This is a genomic window from Anaerobacillus alkalilacustris, from assembly GCF_001866005.1.
Lineage (GTDB): Bacteria > Bacillota > Bacilli > Bacillales > Anaerobacillaceae > Anaerobacillus > Anaerobacillus alkalilacustris.
Window position 1 is genome coordinate 584,328 of record NZ_MLQR01000001.1, and the last position, 17,034, is coordinate 601,361.

General features: G+C 34.6%; 15 protein-coding genes and 2 pseudogenes. 12 read left to right on the forward strand and 5 right to left on the reverse strand.

The features are described from left to right. Window positions 1-73: 73 nt before the first annotated feature. Window positions 74-853 carry a Cof-type HAD-IIB family hydrolase gene (locus BKP37_RS02895; RefSeq protein ID WP_071308189.1) on the forward strand — a complete coding sequence of 260 codons (780 nt, stop codon included), beginning with the start codon at window positions 74-76 and terminating at the stop codon, window positions 851-853. Between the two features lie 74 nt (window positions 854-927). Here BKP37_RS02895 and BKP37_RS02900 read toward each other — a convergent pair whose 3' ends face one another. After that, window positions 928-1,611, reverse strand: a complete 684-nt coding sequence (locus BKP37_RS02900; RefSeq protein ID WP_071308190.1) for a hypothetical protein — start codon at window positions 1,609-1,611, stop codon at window positions 928-930. A gap of 570 nt (window positions 1,612-2,181) precedes the next feature. Here BKP37_RS02900 and bglH (BKP37_RS02905) point away from each other — a divergent pair. The 10 genes and pseudogenes from bglH (BKP37_RS02905) to BKP37_RS02950 form a co-directional block, all read left to right on the forward strand. Continuing rightward, window positions 2,182-2,632 (forward strand): annotated as a pseudogene (gene bglH, locus BKP37_RS02905) (aryl-phospho-beta-d-glucosidase); the annotation flags it as partial. Between the two features lie 20 nt (window positions 2,633-2,652). Beyond that, a pseudogene (bglH, locus tag BKP37_RS02910) lies at window positions 2,653-3,272 on the forward strand (aryl-phospho-beta-d-glucosidase); the annotation flags it as partial. Window positions 3,273-3,500: 228 nt separating this feature from the next. Then, window positions 3,501-3,635, forward strand: a complete 135-nt coding sequence (locus BKP37_RS02915) for a YjcZ family sporulation protein (protein WP_071308398.1) — start codon at window positions 3,501-3,503, stop codon at window positions 3,633-3,635. A 450-nt stretch (window positions 3,636-4,085) separates the two neighbouring features. Further along, complete coding sequence (locus BKP37_RS02920; RefSeq protein WP_071308192.1) at window positions 4,086-5,042, forward strand: sugar ABC transporter substrate-binding protein; 957 nt, start codon at window positions 4,086-4,088, stop codon at window positions 5,040-5,042. Between the two features lie 641 nt (window positions 5,043-5,683). Continuing rightward, the gene (locus BKP37_RS02925) at window positions 5,684-6,631 is read left to right on the forward strand and encodes a sugar ABC transporter substrate-binding protein (protein WP_071308193.1); all 948 of its coding nucleotides are present in this window, start codon (window positions 5,684-5,686) and stop codon (window positions 6,629-6,631) included. Window positions 6,632-7,044: 413 nt separating this feature from the next. After that, complete coding sequence (locus BKP37_RS02930) at window positions 7,045-7,992, forward strand: sugar ABC transporter substrate-binding protein (RefSeq protein ID WP_071308194.1); 948 nt, start codon at window positions 7,045-7,047, stop codon at window positions 7,990-7,992. Between the two features lie 306 nt (window positions 7,993-8,298). Next, a complete protein-coding gene (locus tag BKP37_RS02935) occupies window positions 8,299-9,309 on the forward strand; it encodes a Gfo/Idh/MocA family protein (protein WP_071308195.1) in 1,011 nt (336 codons plus the stop codon). A 164-nt stretch (window positions 9,310-9,473) separates the two neighbouring features. Then, a complete protein-coding gene (locus BKP37_RS02940) occupies window positions 9,474-10,559 on the forward strand; it encodes a Gfo/Idh/MocA family protein (RefSeq protein WP_071308196.1) in 1,086 nt (361 codons plus the stop codon). Window positions 10,560-10,878: 319 nt separating this feature from the next. Continuing rightward, window positions 10,879-11,826, forward strand: coding sequence for a sugar ABC transporter substrate-binding protein (locus BKP37_RS02945; RefSeq protein ID WP_071308197.1), 948 nt, complete (start codon window positions 10,879-10,881; stop codon window positions 11,824-11,826). Window positions 11,827-12,012: 186 nt separating this feature from the next. Further along, window positions 12,013-12,285 (forward strand): phosphocarrier protein HPr, encoded by a 273-nt coding sequence (locus BKP37_RS02950; protein WP_071308198.1) that lies wholly within the window; start codon window positions 12,013-12,015, stop codon window positions 12,283-12,285. A gap of 451 nt (window positions 12,286-12,736) precedes the next feature. On the opposite strand, the gene BKP37_RS20385 is transcribed toward BKP37_RS02950, so the two are convergent. From BKP37_RS20385 to BKP37_RS02965, 4 genes are all read right to left on the reverse strand, one after another. After that, the gene (locus BKP37_RS20385; protein WP_245712429.1) at window positions 12,737-13,045 is read right to left on the reverse strand and encodes an MATE family efflux transporter; all 309 of its coding nucleotides are present in this window, start codon (window positions 13,043-13,045) and stop codon (window positions 12,737-12,739) included. 27 nt (window positions 13,046-13,072) lie between these two features. Beyond that, entirely contained in the window at window positions 13,073-13,741 is a 669-nt protein-coding gene (locus BKP37_RS20390; protein WP_245712430.1) for an MATE family efflux transporter, read from the reverse strand. A 166-nt stretch (window positions 13,742-13,907) separates the two neighbouring features. Continuing rightward, complete coding sequence (locus tag BKP37_RS02960) at window positions 13,908-14,984, reverse strand: Gfo/Idh/MocA family protein (protein ID WP_071308199.1); 1,077 nt, start codon at window positions 14,982-14,984, stop codon at window positions 13,908-13,910. A 14-nt stretch (window positions 14,985-14,998) separates the two neighbouring features. Beyond that, window positions 14,999-15,730 carry a ThuA domain-containing protein gene (locus tag BKP37_RS02965; protein WP_071308200.1) on the reverse strand — a complete coding sequence of 244 codons (732 nt, stop codon included), beginning with the start codon at window positions 15,728-15,730 and terminating at the stop codon, window positions 14,999-15,001. Between the two features lie 132 nt (window positions 15,731-15,862). Between BKP37_RS02965 and BKP37_RS02970 the strand changes: the two genes are divergently transcribed. After that, entirely contained in the window at window positions 15,863-16,750 is an 888-nt protein-coding gene (locus BKP37_RS02970; protein WP_071308201.1) for a helix-turn-helix transcriptional regulator, read from the forward strand. The last annotated feature ends 284 nt before the right edge of the window (window positions 16,751-17,034 follow it).

Below are 17,034 nucleotides of genomic sequence, written 5' to 3' on the forward strand. Positions count from 1 at the left end.
ATGTTACTATTATAGAAACGAAACACTAACCATGAAGTTGATTCATGAATAGATAAAGAAAGTTGGAACAAATATGAAAAAACGAAGCGTTATCTTTTTTGATATTGATGGAACGTTACTCACTGATGAAAAAGAATTACCAAGCAAAACAAAAGAAGCAATATTTAAATTAAAAGAATATGGCCATGAGGTAGCAATAGCAACAGGGAGAGCCCCATTTATGTTTGAGAACTTACGTAAAGAATTAGATATAAATACATATGTAAGTTATAACGGTCAATATGTCGTGTTAAATGGAGAAGTGTTATATACAAATCCTTTAAGGATACCACCACTAGAAAATTTAACCGAAATGGCTCTGGGAAACAATCACCCTGTTGTTTTTATGGACCATGAAGATATGAAAGCAAATGTCCCAGAACATGATTATATAAAAGAAAGCATCGATACGTTAAAAATTAACCACTTTCCAACACATGACCCCCATTATTACAAAGGGCGAGATTTGTATCAAACACTTCTTTTCTGTCCGGAAGGGGAAGAGAAACAATATGAACAAGAATTTCTAGACTTCGATTTTGTTAGATGGCATCCTGTTTCAGTCGATATACTTCCAAAAGGTGGGTCAAAAGCCAAAGGTATTGAAAAGATAGTGGAGAAGCTAGGATTTGCACCAGAAAATCAATATGCTTTTGGAGACGGATTAAATGATATGGAAATGCTCTCAACGGTAAAAAATAGTGTAGCAATGGGAAATGCACATGAAAAGGTAAAATCAGTTGCAAAATATGTAACTACATCTGTTGATGATAATGGAATTTCCCATGGTCTTCAAATGGTTGGGTTGTTATAGCAATAGTATCAAAACAAGAAAAACAGCCTTTTTAAGATAGTTGTTTCTACTTTAAAAAGGCTGTTCTTTAATTTTTATCTTTTAGCTTTGGTAGAAAACTTTCTAAAAGAGATCCCTCCACCTAGCAACACAATAGCCGCTACGATAATAGCAAAAATCGTTAATTGAGAAGTGTTTGAATTACTTGTGTCACTTAAAGTAAGTGAAGCGGCATCAGCAACTATATCTGCTGCTTCTTCTGATAGTTCCATCGTACTTCTAGTGGAAAGCTCTGCTCTTTCCTCTGGTGTTCGTCTGTTTATTTGATCTGTATTTGAAACAGGTTCGTCCATAGTAGATACTGGCAAATCAAGTGTTACTGCTTCAATTCCTTCAACAACCTGAACATCATCTGTGCCGAACATTTCATAAAGGTGTTTGGCATAGGTTTCTTTAAAAGGGACAATGCCGATTTCAATTTTACCTTCTTGAGGCCCTGTATTTGTTACCTTAAATCCAAGATCACTGAAATCTCCACTTTTTTCTCCAAATACGAATTGATCAATTTCTCGATGCTTGATCATTAATTCCTCACTTCCATAGCCATTATAATCTTGTGGGAGTTCCCGGGTTGTACTAACCCCTTCATTAATTTTAATAAGTTCCCTAGTTTTTGGATCATCAGAATTTGCGAACACTCCACTCGTTAACACTAGTGTTAGGCAACTTGCGATCAAAAATACTTTTAACGATATTGAACGTAATATTTTCATTTTCACTTTCTCCTCCTAAATTAGTTAATTTTTATTAGTGAATTTACCGCTTTAAAACAAGGAAAGACAATACTATCAGTCCTTAGCGTTATTCAAACTCGTTCATAACTATTTCAAACGGAAATTTTTGATAGCTAATAGTCGTATAGCTCACCGATCACCTACTCTAATAGACGAGTTAACTCTATTTTCGTTACGCTTCCTTGAAAAAAAGTTGATTTTATAATATCTAATTTGGATGAATGTTCTTATAAGGTACCAATTCAATATTAAAAATAATAGCAATGATTAAATTCATAAAAATTACCCTTATTTTTTATTTTATTTCATTTAAAATTCATCTTGCATTCATATAGCAAGCCTATAATGAGGCAGTAGTCATAGGAAAATTTAAATGAAGAATTAAGACGAGAAAGGGTGGGGTTAATGTACGAATATGAACAAGAAGAGAGAAGAAGTTCCCAAAAGAAAAAACAAAATGTTGGCTAGTTTCTATATTTTCATCAATACTTGGCGCAGCTCTAACGATTTTTTCCATACCAGTTTTAACAAGCTTAAATATGCTTCCTGATCCAAACGAGTGGAAATGTGTTTGGTTCAATAGAAAATCCTTATTTAGAAAAATCCGAATGGGGATGGACAATTGATCCAAAAAGATTCCGAATTACAGCAAATCATTTATACGACCGTTATCAAAAACCATTGTTTGTTGTTGAGAATGGTTTAGGTGCAGTCGATGAAGTGACAGCAAATGGAGAAATTAACGATGATTATCGAATTGATTATTTACGAAAGCATATTGCCCAAATGGGAGAAGCCATTGAAGACGGTGTGGAGATAATTGGTTACACAAGTTGGGGACCAATTGATATTGTGAGTGCCTCTACTGGTGAGATGAAAAAGCGATATGGTTATAATTTATGTTGATAAAGATAATGAGGGCAACGGCACTTTAAAAAGGATCAAAAAGAAGAGCTTTTATTGGTATAAAAAAGTGATTGAATTAAATGGACAAAACTTAGATTAAAACTAAATAAGGTGAAGTAAATGAGTAAATTAGCAAAATTCCCAGAAGGGCTTTTATGGGGTGGAGCTGTCGCTGCCAATCAATTAGAAGGTGCATACCAAGAGGATGGGAAAGGTCTATCTACGGCTGACGTATCTCCGAATGGCATACTAAGTCCACCAGACTTTGCCATGAAAGAATTCAACTTATATCATGAAGGAATCGACTTTTACCACACGTATAAAGAACATATTGCTCTTTTTGCAGAAATGGGTTTTAAAGCTTTTCGTTTCTCGATTGGATGGACAAGAATCTTCCCGAATGGTGACGAGCAAACACTAAATGAAAAGGTTTACAATTTTATGATAAGATGATCGATGAATTGTTAAAATACAACATTGAACCTGTCATAACAATATCTCACTATGAAATGCCACTTGGACTAGTTAAAGAATACGGTGGCTGGAAAAACCGTAAAATAGTTGAATTTTACGATCGTTTTGCTACTACTTTATTTGAACGTTATCATAAGAAAGTGAAATATTGGATAACGTTTAATGAAATTAATGTCAATCTTCATGCCCCATTTACTGGTGGCGGTTTGTTATTTGAAGATGGTGAGAAAAATGAACAGGATATCTATCAAGCTGTACACAATAAGTAACGGCTTCTGTCAAAGGCCTTCCAGTGCCTTTCGCTCGTGACCAAGGCGCCTTGCGCTTTTCTTGTTCAAACAGAGGATAAATCCAAGCATATATCTAAAATTTAGAATACTCCAGAAATAAACTCATAAAAAATAAAAAACATATGCAAACGTCCAGACATTTATCCTCATATTTGCATAAGGTAAGAGTGAAAGGAAAGTAATTTTATGAAAGGGTGGGATATTATGTACGGTTGTTATGATCCATGTGGCTACGGCTACGGATACGCAGCTCCTACGTATGGTGCTGGTAGAGGATTTGCACTGATTGTAGTGTTATTTATTCTTCTAGTAATTATTGGAGCAGCTTGGGTAAAATAAATTAAGATTTATCAAAAGAGTGCCCGTAAATTTATGGGCACTCTTTTGACGTCACCAGGATGGTTTAGAATGAAATGATGTTCTGCATGGACAGAAAGCTTTTTTAGATTCGAGCGAAAGTACTTAGTGTAGTACTTTGACCTCTTATTATCCTAATGATTACTTATTATTAATTAATATCACTATGCAAACGCCGTCTGTTATAAAATGGCCTAAAATAAAGGTAGCTTATGGACATTTATTGTCCAAATCCTATCTTTTCAATACTTTTTCCTATATAGTATAAATGTATGAATCTTTTCTTATTTGAGGAATGAAAGAAAAGAATTAATAAGGGTATAAATACGACAACATGGGTACAACCAATAATGCATGTTAAAGAGAAAAATTTTTTTTGTAGATAGAAGATAAACTTATTGATCTCAAAAAATTTAAAACGGTGAGGTTTGAATGTTGAGAAGTAAATCTATAATTCTAACGATTGTTTTTACTTTTTTTACTATTTTAATTGTTGCTATATATCATGCAAACACAGAACAAAAGGCAAAGGTTGTTGTTGTCTTAAAAGATTTTGAGACACAGTATTGGGAAATACTGAAAGCTGGAGTTGAAAGAGGCTTTCACGATTTTGGGTTGGAAGGGAAAGTTATTGCGCCAAAATCTGAAACAGAAATAGATGCACAAGAAATGTTATTATCTCGTGTTCTTAATGAAAATCCGGATTTATTGGTTGTATCTCCAATTAATTCTGACATTATCCCAGTATTAGAAAAGTTTGTAGAGAAAAATATTCCTGTATTACTATTAGATACAGATTATCCTTGGCAAAACAAAACTGCCTATATTGGTACGAATAATTTTGAGTTGGGGAGAATGGGTGGGATGTTATTAGCATCTCAACTTCAACCTGGAAATGAAGTGGCTCTACTCTCCGGTGATATTAATCATCCAATTGCTGGTGAACGTATTAAAGGAGCAAAAGCTAGTTTAGAAGAGGTTGGAATTAAAGTCGCAACCAAAGAATTAGATTTACCTAATGAATCTGAAGTTGTTAAAGAAGTAATGGAAACCATCTTACAGACGCATCCTAATATTAAAGGTGTTTTTGCCGATACTGATATTAGGGCATTAGGTGCAATTGAGGCAATTTTAAAATCTAGCCTAAACATGAATATACCGGTTATTGGTGTAGACGGAATTAATGAAATGATTGAATTAATAGAGGAAGGGATCATACCTGGGACTGTAGCGCAAAACCCTTATGATATGGGTTACATTAGTGTTGAAAGCGCTAAAAAAATTCTTGATGGAGAAAGGTTAGAAGAAAATATCGATACGGGTGTTGATATTATTATTAAAGGTAATGCGACGCAAAGATTAAATTTCCAGCGTGATTTAGTGAGATAAGAAACAAGAACTAGCAACCTAATGAAAAAAGCAACTTTGGCTGCTTTTTTTACAGTATCAGAATTTATAATTTCTAACTTGGAAAATGTCTAGCGCAAGCCGCCGCTCGTGACCAAGACGCTTGCGCTTTTCTTACAAGGTAAGAAAGTATAAAATTTCTAACTTAGAAACTGTCTAGCTCCAGGCGCCATTGGTTCGAACACTTCAGTTCGTCAATTGCGGTCAAAGAGCAGACCGCTTCTTGTCGACCTTCCAGTGTTTGTCGCCGATAGGCGGGCGCCTTGCGCTTTTCTTATATTTCATGGCATTTTCCCAGTTGGTAAAGGTAATAGAGTTTTTTATTGATATATATGCTTAGAGTGAAATGTTCTTCTTATTAAATAAATATGAAAATGTAAAAAAAGGATTTGTTGTTGATATTTAGTAATATTGTAAGCTACAATCATGGGCAAGATGTTTTTTACAACCATGTCTTAACATTAAGGAACCATAGATATTTATATTTTCATTCGTACGTAAGTACATATTTGAAATTCAATTTAGTAGACAATTGATTAATGTACAAATTATTTATGCATTAGTCATATGACAAAATCATTGGATGTAATGGACTGCTAATATATTGAAACGGTGAGGTTTGAATGTTGAGAAATAAATTAATTATTCTAACGATTACTTTTACTCTTTTTTCTATTTTTATGGGTGCTTTATTTAAAGGAAATACAGTTCAAAAGCCAAAGGTAGTTGTTGTCTTAAAAAGTTTTGAAACACAATATTGGCAAATAGTAAAAGCGGGAATTGAGAGCGGCTTTCGTGATTTTGGAGTGGAGGGGAAAATTATTGCTCCAAAGTCAGAGACAGAAATAGCAGAACAAGAAAAGCTAGTAAGTCGTGTTCTTAATGAAAACCCAGACGTATTAGTCGTTTCTCCTATTACATATGACATTATCCCTATTTTAGAAAAATTTTCCGAAGAAAATATTCCAGTGTTATTACTTGATACAGATTATTCGTGGCAAAATAAAACAGCTTATATTGGTACGAATAATGTAGAATTAGGGAGAATGGGTGGAATGTTATTAGCATCAAAACTTCAGCCAGGAAATGAAGTTGCCTTAATAGCAAGCGATATACATAATATTTCTGAAGTGCGGATAAAAGGAGCAAAATTTAGTTTAGAGGCTGCGGGAATAAAAATTGCGACAGAAATAGTAGATTTACCGAACGAAACAGCGGTAACTAAAGAAATAATGGAAGAATTGTTACAGAAACATCCTAGTATTAAAGGAGTATATACCGATACTGATATTAAGGCATTAGGTGCTTTTGAGGCAATAAAAAAAAATAATCTCAGGATGCCGATTGTAGGCGCAGATGGAATTAATGAAATGATTGAATTAATAGAAGCCGGAATTATACCAGGGACAGTTGCACAAAACCCGTATGACATGGGCTACATTAGTATTGAAAGTGCTAAAAGAGTACTAGACGGGGAAAGTTTAGAAGAATATATCGATACGGGTGTTGATATTATTATTAAAGGGAACGCTACGCAAAGACTAAACTTCCAGCGGAAATTATTAGAATAGGGATATAAACAATAAAAAGCAGCGGTGGCTGCTTTTTTTACATAATTAATGAATTTCATAATCCATCATTCACGCCACATAGATCTAGATCTATGTGGCTCCGGTATTGTAATTATGAAATTCTCTCAATAGGCATAAATTTTTTTGGAAGATATTCGACAATTTTGTGGCAATAAGTTTCTAATTAAAAAGTAAAATTTCATGTCAAATATAGAATTTCACAGTTGTTATGTAATAAGATGTTCATATCTTATAGAAATACTTCAAAAACGAAAAATGTAAAAAAATAGATATTGTTGTTGAAAAATACCAGCATTGTGAGTTACAATCATGAGCAAGATGTTTTTTAGGGTATGAATTAGCATTCAGGAATATTGAATAAGGACTGAATAAATAGAAACAGCGAGGTATGAATGTTGAGAAGTAGATTTGTTTTTCTAATCATTATTTTAACTTTTTTTGCTATTTTAATAGGAGTGAAGTTTTATCCACTTGTAAATAACAACCCAACAACTGTTGTTGTTGTAAAAGACTTAGATACACAGTATTGGGAATTAGTGAAAGCGGGAGCAGAAAAAGGTTTTCGTGATTTTGGTATAAAGGGAAAAGTTGTTGCACCAAGATACGAAGATGTAGAAAGTCAGAAAGAGTTGTTGAAAAGTATTCTTAATGAAAATCCAGATCTATTAATTGTCTCTCCTCTTAACTCTGAGGTTGTTCCTGCATTAGAAAAGTTTAACGTGAATAATATCCCTGTATTGCTGTTAGATACTGATGATGCTTGGGAAAATAAAACAGCTTATATTGGTACAAATAACATTGATTTAGGAAAAATGGGTGGGATGTTTTTAGCTTCGCAACTACAGCCTGGGAATGAAGTGGTATTAATAGCAGGTGATATAAACCATCCTATTTCCGGCGATCGGGTAAAAGGGGCGAAACATAGTTTAAAAGCAGCAGATATCAAAATTGCAACAGAAGCATTTGATTTACCAAATGAATCTAAACATGTAAAGGACGTTATGGATAAAATCCTTCTTGACTACCCTCAAATTAAAGGCGTATTTGCAGATACTGATTTAAAAGCTTTAGGTGTCATTGAGGCATTAGGGGAACATAATCTAAATATACCTGTTATTGGAGCAGACGGTATTAATGAAATGATTGAGTTAATAGAAGAAGGGCATTTATCAGGAACAGTAGCACAAAACCCGTATGATATGGGATATATAAGTGTTGAAGTTGCAATGAAAGTGCTAAGTGGTGAGACTGTCGAAAGAAACATAGATACAGGTGTAGACATTATTGTTAAAGGAAATGCCACACAAAGATTAGCGTTTCAAAGAGAGTTATTGAGATAATTAAAAAAATGTATTATTAAAAGATTATATGGTTAATGAAAAAAGCAGCCTAGGCTGCTTTTTTCAGTTTTTTCTTATTATTAGCAAAATAGTATAGGTATTAATGATATTGTCTATTTTTACCTATAGAGATATTACATATGATGTAGTCATAGTGGAAGAATTTTTTAATTGAAGAAATGTTTGGTTATGTGAAGAAGGCTACCTTTCTTCACCGATTACCTTTAAGTTTACATGTTAAAGATTCCAATTTTGTCTTTGGGCAATTTACTAAGGAAAACTTACCTAATTAAAGGGGAGTGGAAAATGGTTAATCTCGCATTAATTGGCACATGGCATGTACATACAAAAGATTTTGTAAAAGCAGCATTAAAAACTGGAATAGCAGAGTTAAAAGTTGTTTGGGACGATGATGAAGCAAGGGGACTGGCGTTTGCCAAAGAATTTGGTGTTCCTTTTGAAGACAATTTAGACAAAGTACTTAGCGACAAAGAGGTAGATGCAGTAATTGTAGAGTGTGCTACGACAAAGCACAAAGAAGTGATAATAAAAGCTGCAAATGCAAAAAAACATATTTTTTCGGATAAATCGTTAGCGCTTTCAGTAAACGACTGTTTGGAAATAAAAAAAGCGATTGAAGAAAATCAAGTGAGATTTATGGTGTCTTTAGAAGCGAAAACAATAGGTGTATATCGGTTTGCAAAACAATTGGTTGACGAAGGTAAGCTAGGTCGAGTAACATCCGTTTACTTTAGACGTGTCCATCAAGCGGCACTAGATAAAAACATGTTACCAGCTTACTGGTTTGATCCTACTCAGACCGGTGGTGGAGTTACATTAGATTTAGGTTGTCACGGATTGTATCTTCTACCACACTTTTGTGGAACACCAAAAAAAGTAACTTGTTTCATGAATGAGCTGTATGGTACTGGAAGTGATGAAAATTCTACTACCGTTATTGAATTTGAAGACGGAGCTATCGGAACAGCTCACACATCCTTTGTTGGGTACCGAATTGATAATATGTTGGAGATTATTGGTACAGAGGGTATTTTAATTATTTCTGGCGTTGATCAATCAAACTTAAGGGTTTTGTTACAATCGAAAAATGTACCTGGTCACGAAAACTTAGTACCAGTACGTCAAGAGCTGCTCCCGCCCGATGAAGAATTACCAAGTGCCCAATTTGTGAAACTAGTGTCAACTGATGGTATACAGAGTATTCCTGATTTTGATATAAATAATGCTATTGCTTTAACCCGTCTAATCGAATGTGCGTATGAATCTGCAAAAGAACAGAAAGCTATTTTGTATTAAAGGAATTTACCAAACAAAATTTTATGTTGACTTTTTTCATTTGGAACTTAGGCGCATGAGCTATATCGCATATGTATTTGGATTGAAGCATTATTTAAAGAATATTCACTATGCGATTGTCTTACTAAATGCTAAGAATAACTTGTTCAAAGGAGTGGATTGTTATGGCCAAGAAATTAAAAGTAGCTATTATCGGTTGTGGTGGAATTGCTAAGGGCAAACACATGCCTAGCTTGGCAAAACTAGAAACAGTAGAAATGGTAGCTTTTTGTGATAGAAAATTTAAACGAGCAGAAGAAGCGGCTAAAAAATATGGTACAGAAGATGCTAAAGTTTATGAAGATTATCAAGAGTTATTGAAGGATGAAGCAATTGACGTCATTCATGTATGTACACCTAATAGCTCTCACTGTGAAATTTCTATTGCATCTTTAGAGGCTGGGAAGCATGTAATGTGTGAAAAGCCGATGGCTAAAACAGCAGAAGAAGCCCGCAAAATGATAGAGGCAGCAAAACGTACGGGCAAAAAACTCACAATCGGCTATCAAAATCGTTTCCGCCCAGACAGCCAATATCTACAGAAAGTAACATCTAACGGAGACCTTGGGGAAGTTTATTATGCAAAAGCACATGCCATTCGCCGCCGTGCTGTACCAACTTGGGGAGTATTCTTGGATGAAGAAAAACAAGGCGGCGGACCACTTATTGATATTGGTACACACGCATTAGATTTAACGCTATGGATGATGAACAATTACAAACCAAAAGTAGTGATGGGTTCTACGTTTCATAAGTTAGGAGAAAAAGAAAATGCCGCTAATGCATGGGGTTCATGGGATCCAAAGAAATTTAAAGTAGAAGATTCTGCTTTTGGATTTATTAAAATGGAGAATGGTGCCACAATTGTTCTTGAATCTAGTTGGGCTCTTAACTCCTTAGATGTAGATGAAGCAAAATGTACCCTTTGTGGTACAGAAGGCGGTGCCGATATGAAAGATGGCTTGCGCCTCAATGGTGAAAAATATAGTCAGTTATTTACTGAAAAAATAGAGTTGAATGCCGATGGTGTTGCTTTCTATGATGGAACAAAGGAAAGTGATGCAGACAAAGAAGCTAGATTATGGATAGAAGCAATTATAAATGATACAGAACCAGTAGTTAAACCCGAAGAAGCATTAGTCGTTACTGAAATTTTAGAGGCTATTTACGAATCAGCTAAGACTGGGGAAGCGGTGTATTTAGGTAAGTAATTTTCTAGAGCATATTTCTTGATTATTTTAGGATACCTATAAATAACAAGCTTCTATGATTAAGAAATTTTATCTTCATTACCAAAAAGTAACAAAATGCAAGCGTGGATGATTTCGTGATATTACAAATCAAAACCTCTCTTCCTGAGAGGTTTTGATTATTCTTTTTGAACTGAACATTTATTAAAGACTCGAGTAAAATGAATCGTTACAATTCTTATTAAAACACACACATTTTGTAATGTAATTGGTTCATTAATAACATTTTAAGTAGATATTAGGTAGTGAATATAATTTAAATTGAAATGGCGAGGTTTGAATGTTGAAAAAAAAATCAAAATTTCTAATTACAATTTTTATTCTTTTTATTATTTTAATTGGTATTATCTTTAATCCATTTGGTGCCGAAAAACCAATGGCAGTGGTTGTCGTAAAAGATTTAGAGACACAGTATTGGGAATTAGTGAAAGCGGGAGCAGAAAAAGGTTTTCGTGATTTTGGTATAGAAGGAAAAGTTGTTGCACCTAGTTACGAGGATGTAGATAGTCAAAAGGATTTACTGAAAAGTATTCTTAACGAAAAGCCAAATCTATTAATTGTCTCTCCTCTTAATTCTGAGATTATTCCCACATTAGAAAAGTTTAACGCAAATAATATTCCTGTATTTCTATTAGATACTGATAATGCTTGGGAAAATAAAACAGCTTATATTGGTACAAATAACATTGATTTAGGAAAAATGGGTGGGATGTTTTTAGCTTCGCAACTACAGCCTGGGAATGAAGTGGTATTAATAGCAGGTGATATAAACCATCCTATTTCCGGCGATCGGGTAAAAGGGGCGAAACATAGTTTAAAAGCAGCAGATATCAAAATTGCAACAGAAGCATTTGATTTACCAAATGAATCTAAGTCTGTTAATGAAGTAATGGAAAAAATCCTTCTTGATCACCCTCACATAAAAGGTGTATTTGCTGATACAGACATTAAGGCATTAGGTGTGTATGAAGCAATAGAGGAATTTAATCTTAACGTGCCTGTTATTGGAGCAGACGGTATTAATGAAATGATAGAGTTAATTGAAGGAGGAATGTTATCAGGAACAGTCGCACAAAATCCGTATGATATGGGATATATAAGTGTTGAAATGGCAAAGAAAGTAATTCGAGGAGAAAGAGTGGAAAGAACGATTGATACTGGTGTAGACATTATTATTAAAGGTAATGCAACACAGAGATTAGCGTTTCAAAGAGAGTTATTGAGATAAATATGTTGATAGAAGATAAAATCTATTTTAAAAAAAGCCGCCTAGGCTGCTTTTTTCAGTTTTTCTTAATAGTAGCAAAATAGTATATGATTTAATTAGATATTGTATGTTTTATTGTATCGTTAACTTATATGATAGAGATAAAATTAGTATATTGAATAGTTTAAAAGAGAGGTGTAAATATCAATGGTTCAAAAAAGGTTTTTAATTTCTGCTGATACAGGAATTCATGCTAGACCGGCAACTCTATTAGTGAATAAGGCAAGTCACTTTAATTCAGAGCTTACATTAACATTTAAAGAGAGATCAGTTAATCTAAAATCAATTATGGGTGTCATGTCTTTAGGTGTTGGAAAAGGTTTTGAAGTAACAATTTCTGCTGAAGGCCAAGATGAAGGAGAGGCACTAGCTGCAATTGAGGATGTAATCAAAGAAAATTTAGGAGAAGTTATTGCTTAAATAATTAAGGTTTTGCGTCACTGTGTAGTACGTAGTAGGTTTTAACAATTACGTTACTCGTTGGATATAATGAGTATTAGTTGCGGGAATTTATAAACTATTAATTTTTAAAATCCTTCCTTCCCTAATGTTAGGTGAAGGAAGGATTTTATTTTTTCCTATACTTTCAGAAGCATAAATTATTTCTGATGATAGTAAGTAAAAATAAGGTTGATCAAAAGTTAAGCTTTTCTAAACTTTATTTAACCATTTGCCGATTGTTTTAACTGAACGTTAACAAGTGATTTCTCTTGCCAATGCCCACTTCTCCATCGGAAGTAGAGAACCAAGCCTCTTACCCACTCGTCTATAATAAAGGCAGCCCAAAACCCAAAAAGTCCATAGCTTAAATGAATACCAAGAAGGTAAGTGAGTGGTACGCTAAACAACCAGGTGACTAGAACAGCAGATTTCATCGTAAAGTTTGAAGCGATTTTTCCAAAATAACATTGAAATTCCTTCCTGGTTCCAATAAGAAGCTGAACAATAACAGAGCCGATCCATACTTAATAATTTCAGTTGAATCTGTAAGCAGTTCAATAATAGGTACTCGAAATAAACTTAGTAGACAAACACCTGTCAATGTTATCCCAATACTTCGACGTAAGGATTGAAGTACTTGTGTGTAGGCCTTCGTCTGTTCTTGCGCACCTACCATATGACCGACAATAATTTGGTTCCCACGTGCGATGGAAATACCAAGGATGATGACAATCATCATGATATTTTGTGTATAAATTTTCGTCGTTTACATCGTTGCTCCAAGGGACGAAATGAACATGGTAGTGACAAATTGACTGCCCTGATAAGATAAAGTGACTCCGGCTGAGGGTATGCCAATTTTTAATACTTTCGTGATATGATCACGTTTCCATCGATGTAGATCTTCCCAACGTAGCTTTATCCCTATTGTTTTTCGTAATATCAACAGGTTGATCATCAGTCCGTTCGCTTGACTTACTACTGTCGCAATCGCTACTCCTGTTACACCTAGCTTAGGAACTCCGAATGGCCCGAAAATGAACAAGTAATTTCCCGTAATATTTAATACATTTATCCCTAAGGTAACGAACATGGTGTATCGGGTGAGCCCGTGTGATTGAATGATGGCAACGGTAACGGTATACAAGGCCTGAACAACGAGGGATCCACCGGTGATAACCAGGTAGCTTTCAGCCATCTCCACAAGATGTATTTCTAGGCTGAAAGCTTGTAGTAATCTCCAATTAAATAAGACAATTAACAGACTGACACAGATGCCAAATACAAAATTAATGCCAATCATTGTTCCGGTTAATCTGCCAATTTCACTTGTTTTTTCTGCCCCTAAATACTGAGACATAACAACGCCAGTCCCCATGGCTACAAACTGAAACAACATGACAGCCATCATGATGATTTGATTGGATACATACACCCACGGCCGCTACGGCATCGTCTGAGACCTTGCTTAACATAAATACATCGGAAGTTCGAATCAGTACTTGAAGGCTGAGTTCAATAAAAATAGGCCAAGTGATTGAAAATAATTGATACCTTTTAACACGATTCAATATTGACATGTAATGAATGCCTTCTTACTACTAAACTTCCCAGGTTGTAGGCTCTCTGACAACAACCGTCTTTTTTACTTTATTGGATTGAATAACAGCTTCTAATACTTGTTGATTGGTAAAGCCTGTCATAAAGTCCGGGAAGCCAGGGCTTGGTGAACCAGAAAGCATGTTGGCAAAATCATCCCACTCTGATACTTTTACACGATTAGGAACTTTTAAATTTTTTTCTACAATTTCACCTGTGTCCTCATCAATGTGGATCCAAACTACGTTTTCTCCACTGACTGTGCTTGCATGCAAGGTGCCTTTATCACCGTAGATCGAAACCTCATGCTGATTACCTGAGCCGATTGCATTGCGTGAGGTTTGAAAAATGCCAACTAGGCCATTCTCCATACGAGCCTGGAAACTAGCAAAGTCATCTATTTCGAATTCGACTATTTCATCAGTCTCTAAACTCTTTCTTTGTGTAACAAAGCTTTCCAATTGTCCTGATATTTCATTAAAGGAGCCGAATAGATAGTGGGCCATATCAATCATATGAGAACCTAAATCTCCTAGCGTTCCTGTTCCCGTTACATCTTTATTAAACCTCCATACGTAAGGGACTTTGTACGGTAGAGACCCCCACCCTTGCAAGTATTGGATTGAAAAGCTTCGGACTTGACCAATTTTCCCTAGTTCTAACAGTTCTTTTACAAAGCGAAATGCAGGAGTATAGCGATAGCTAAAACCGACCATACAAGGAATTGGATTTACTTTGTATTTTTCCGATAATTGTTTAGCCTCTTCATAATTTAAGGTGAATGGTTTTTCCGCTAAAATTGGTTTGTTTTTTTCAATACAGTATTCAAGAACGGATGCGTGTATATCATTAGGAGTGACAGACACTACTACATCTACTTCATTGGAATTAATCAAATCACGGAAATCTGTAAATCTGAATTCTTGTGAGAGATTTAATTGATTTCCAACTCGATTAAGCTTTTTCTCATCAATATCACAAATGGACGTTATCGTAAATTCAGGTACTGCCGTTAAACCACTAATATGAGCTTGTGCCATTTTACCAACACCAATAATTCCAACCTTGTATTGTTTCATGATCATTCCCCCATTTATTTTTGGATATTTTCAATTGGTTGTACTCTTCCGTAGCTATATTTTGCGCCGACCGATGGAGCTGCCCAATGAACACCATTAGAAATAACCTTTAAAATTTCGGGTTGATGATAAATTGGAAATGTTTCGTGTCCTGGTCTGAAATAAAATATTTTTCCAAGACCTCTTCGGTAACAGCAGCCACTACGGAAGACCTCTCCACCTTCAAACCAGGAAATGAAAATCAATTCATCTGGAGCTGGAATTTCAAAACGTTCACCATACATTTCCTCTTTTGGTAGTTCAATGTACTCGCCTATCCCCTGTACAATTGGATGGCTGTGCTCAATGACCCAAAGTCTTTCTTTTTCACCGTCATCCCGCCATTTTAACGCACCTGTTTTTGTTCCTAATAAGCGTTGGAATATCTTTGATCCATGACCAGAGTGGAGAACGATTAGCCCCATCCCTTTTAATACTTTTTTGTGAACTTTTTCAACAATATCGTCTCTAACCTCACCATGAGCCAAATGCCCCCACCAAATTAAAACATCTGTGTTATCAAGTACTTCATTGGTTAATCCATGCTCTGGATCATCAAGGACAGCTGTTTTTACTTCGAAGTAAGTATTTTCTTTAAGATAATTACCAATCGCATGATGGATTCCATCAGGATAAATGCTCGCTACATGCTCACTTTTCTTCTCGTGTCGATACTCATTCCATACAGTTACGTTAATTGAACTCATTGAAGAATCCCCCCTATCAAAAAATGTAAAGTTGCATGTTCATCCATAGTATAGGGTGTGGTAGAATAAACGAAAATGTTGGAAATAGATTCTTTTTGTATAATATCGACTTTTATAAAAAGGAGAGATAAGATGTTTGCGATTAATATGGAATTCGTTTCGAAAATAAAATTAATGGGATATGTTTCTTATAAAGCCCCTTGGCTTCATTTTAAAAGAAATACAAACGAGTATATTCTGTATTTTATTAATAGTGGAGAACTACATATAAAGGAAAATGGTATTCCATACATATTAAAGCAAGGCGATATGCTCCTCTTAGAACCAAATAAAGATCATGAGGGGATTAGGAAACATGTTTGTGATTATTATTATATTCACTTTGTTCATCCGGATATTAAATCTCAGCTAATAAAGGACGTCCGTGAGCTCGCAAAACAATCCATTCTTGAAGATGGTTCTCTAAATTTACGAGAAAGCAGTTTGTACTATTTTCCGAAAACATTTCAATTAACCTCGAATGTAAACATTCATCATACCTTTCATTTTCTTCATGAGATGCGGCAATTATATCTTCGTAAAAATTATAATCGTACTCTCACTGCTTTAAGATTGTCAGAACTTTTTATTCGATTATCTCGGGATTACCTTCTAACGAAATCTGAAGGTGCTGGCCATAAAAAAACAAAAACATTCATGAAAGCACATGAATTGTTAGATTTTATCCATCACTTTTATTCTCAAAAAATCACAAGCTATGAAATTGAGGGAAAATTTGAATGTAACTATGATTATATCAATCGAGAGTTCAAAAAAGTTACTGGTCACACAATCACTCGTTATATAAACAAGGTAAGAATCATTCAAGCAAAGGAGTTACTTGAAGCAACAAATATGGATATTGGGGAGATCGGATATTTGACAGGGTTTAATGATCCTTATTATTTCAGTAAGGTGTTCAAGATGTATGAGGGGATCTCACCGCTTCAATATTATAAGCAAAATAGTAAATATTTTTAGGATTTGAATATTAAATATACAACAATGAATGGGCTGCCAAAAAGTTATTTAAAATGACCTTTTGGTAGCCTGTTTTTTCTTGGTTGCATATTAATCAAGGAAGAAGGTGTCTTGTGTATAACCTTAAAATAAGACACTATATAAAGATATTAAATAGTTCCCATTACGTTACGAATAATGGATAATATATGTTGTGAAACTAAAAACACAGGTAAAAGCAGCTTGCTAGAGATGAGGTTGAAGTGGGCTTATTAAAAAAATGTCTTCTTAAATGAGGGAATAAA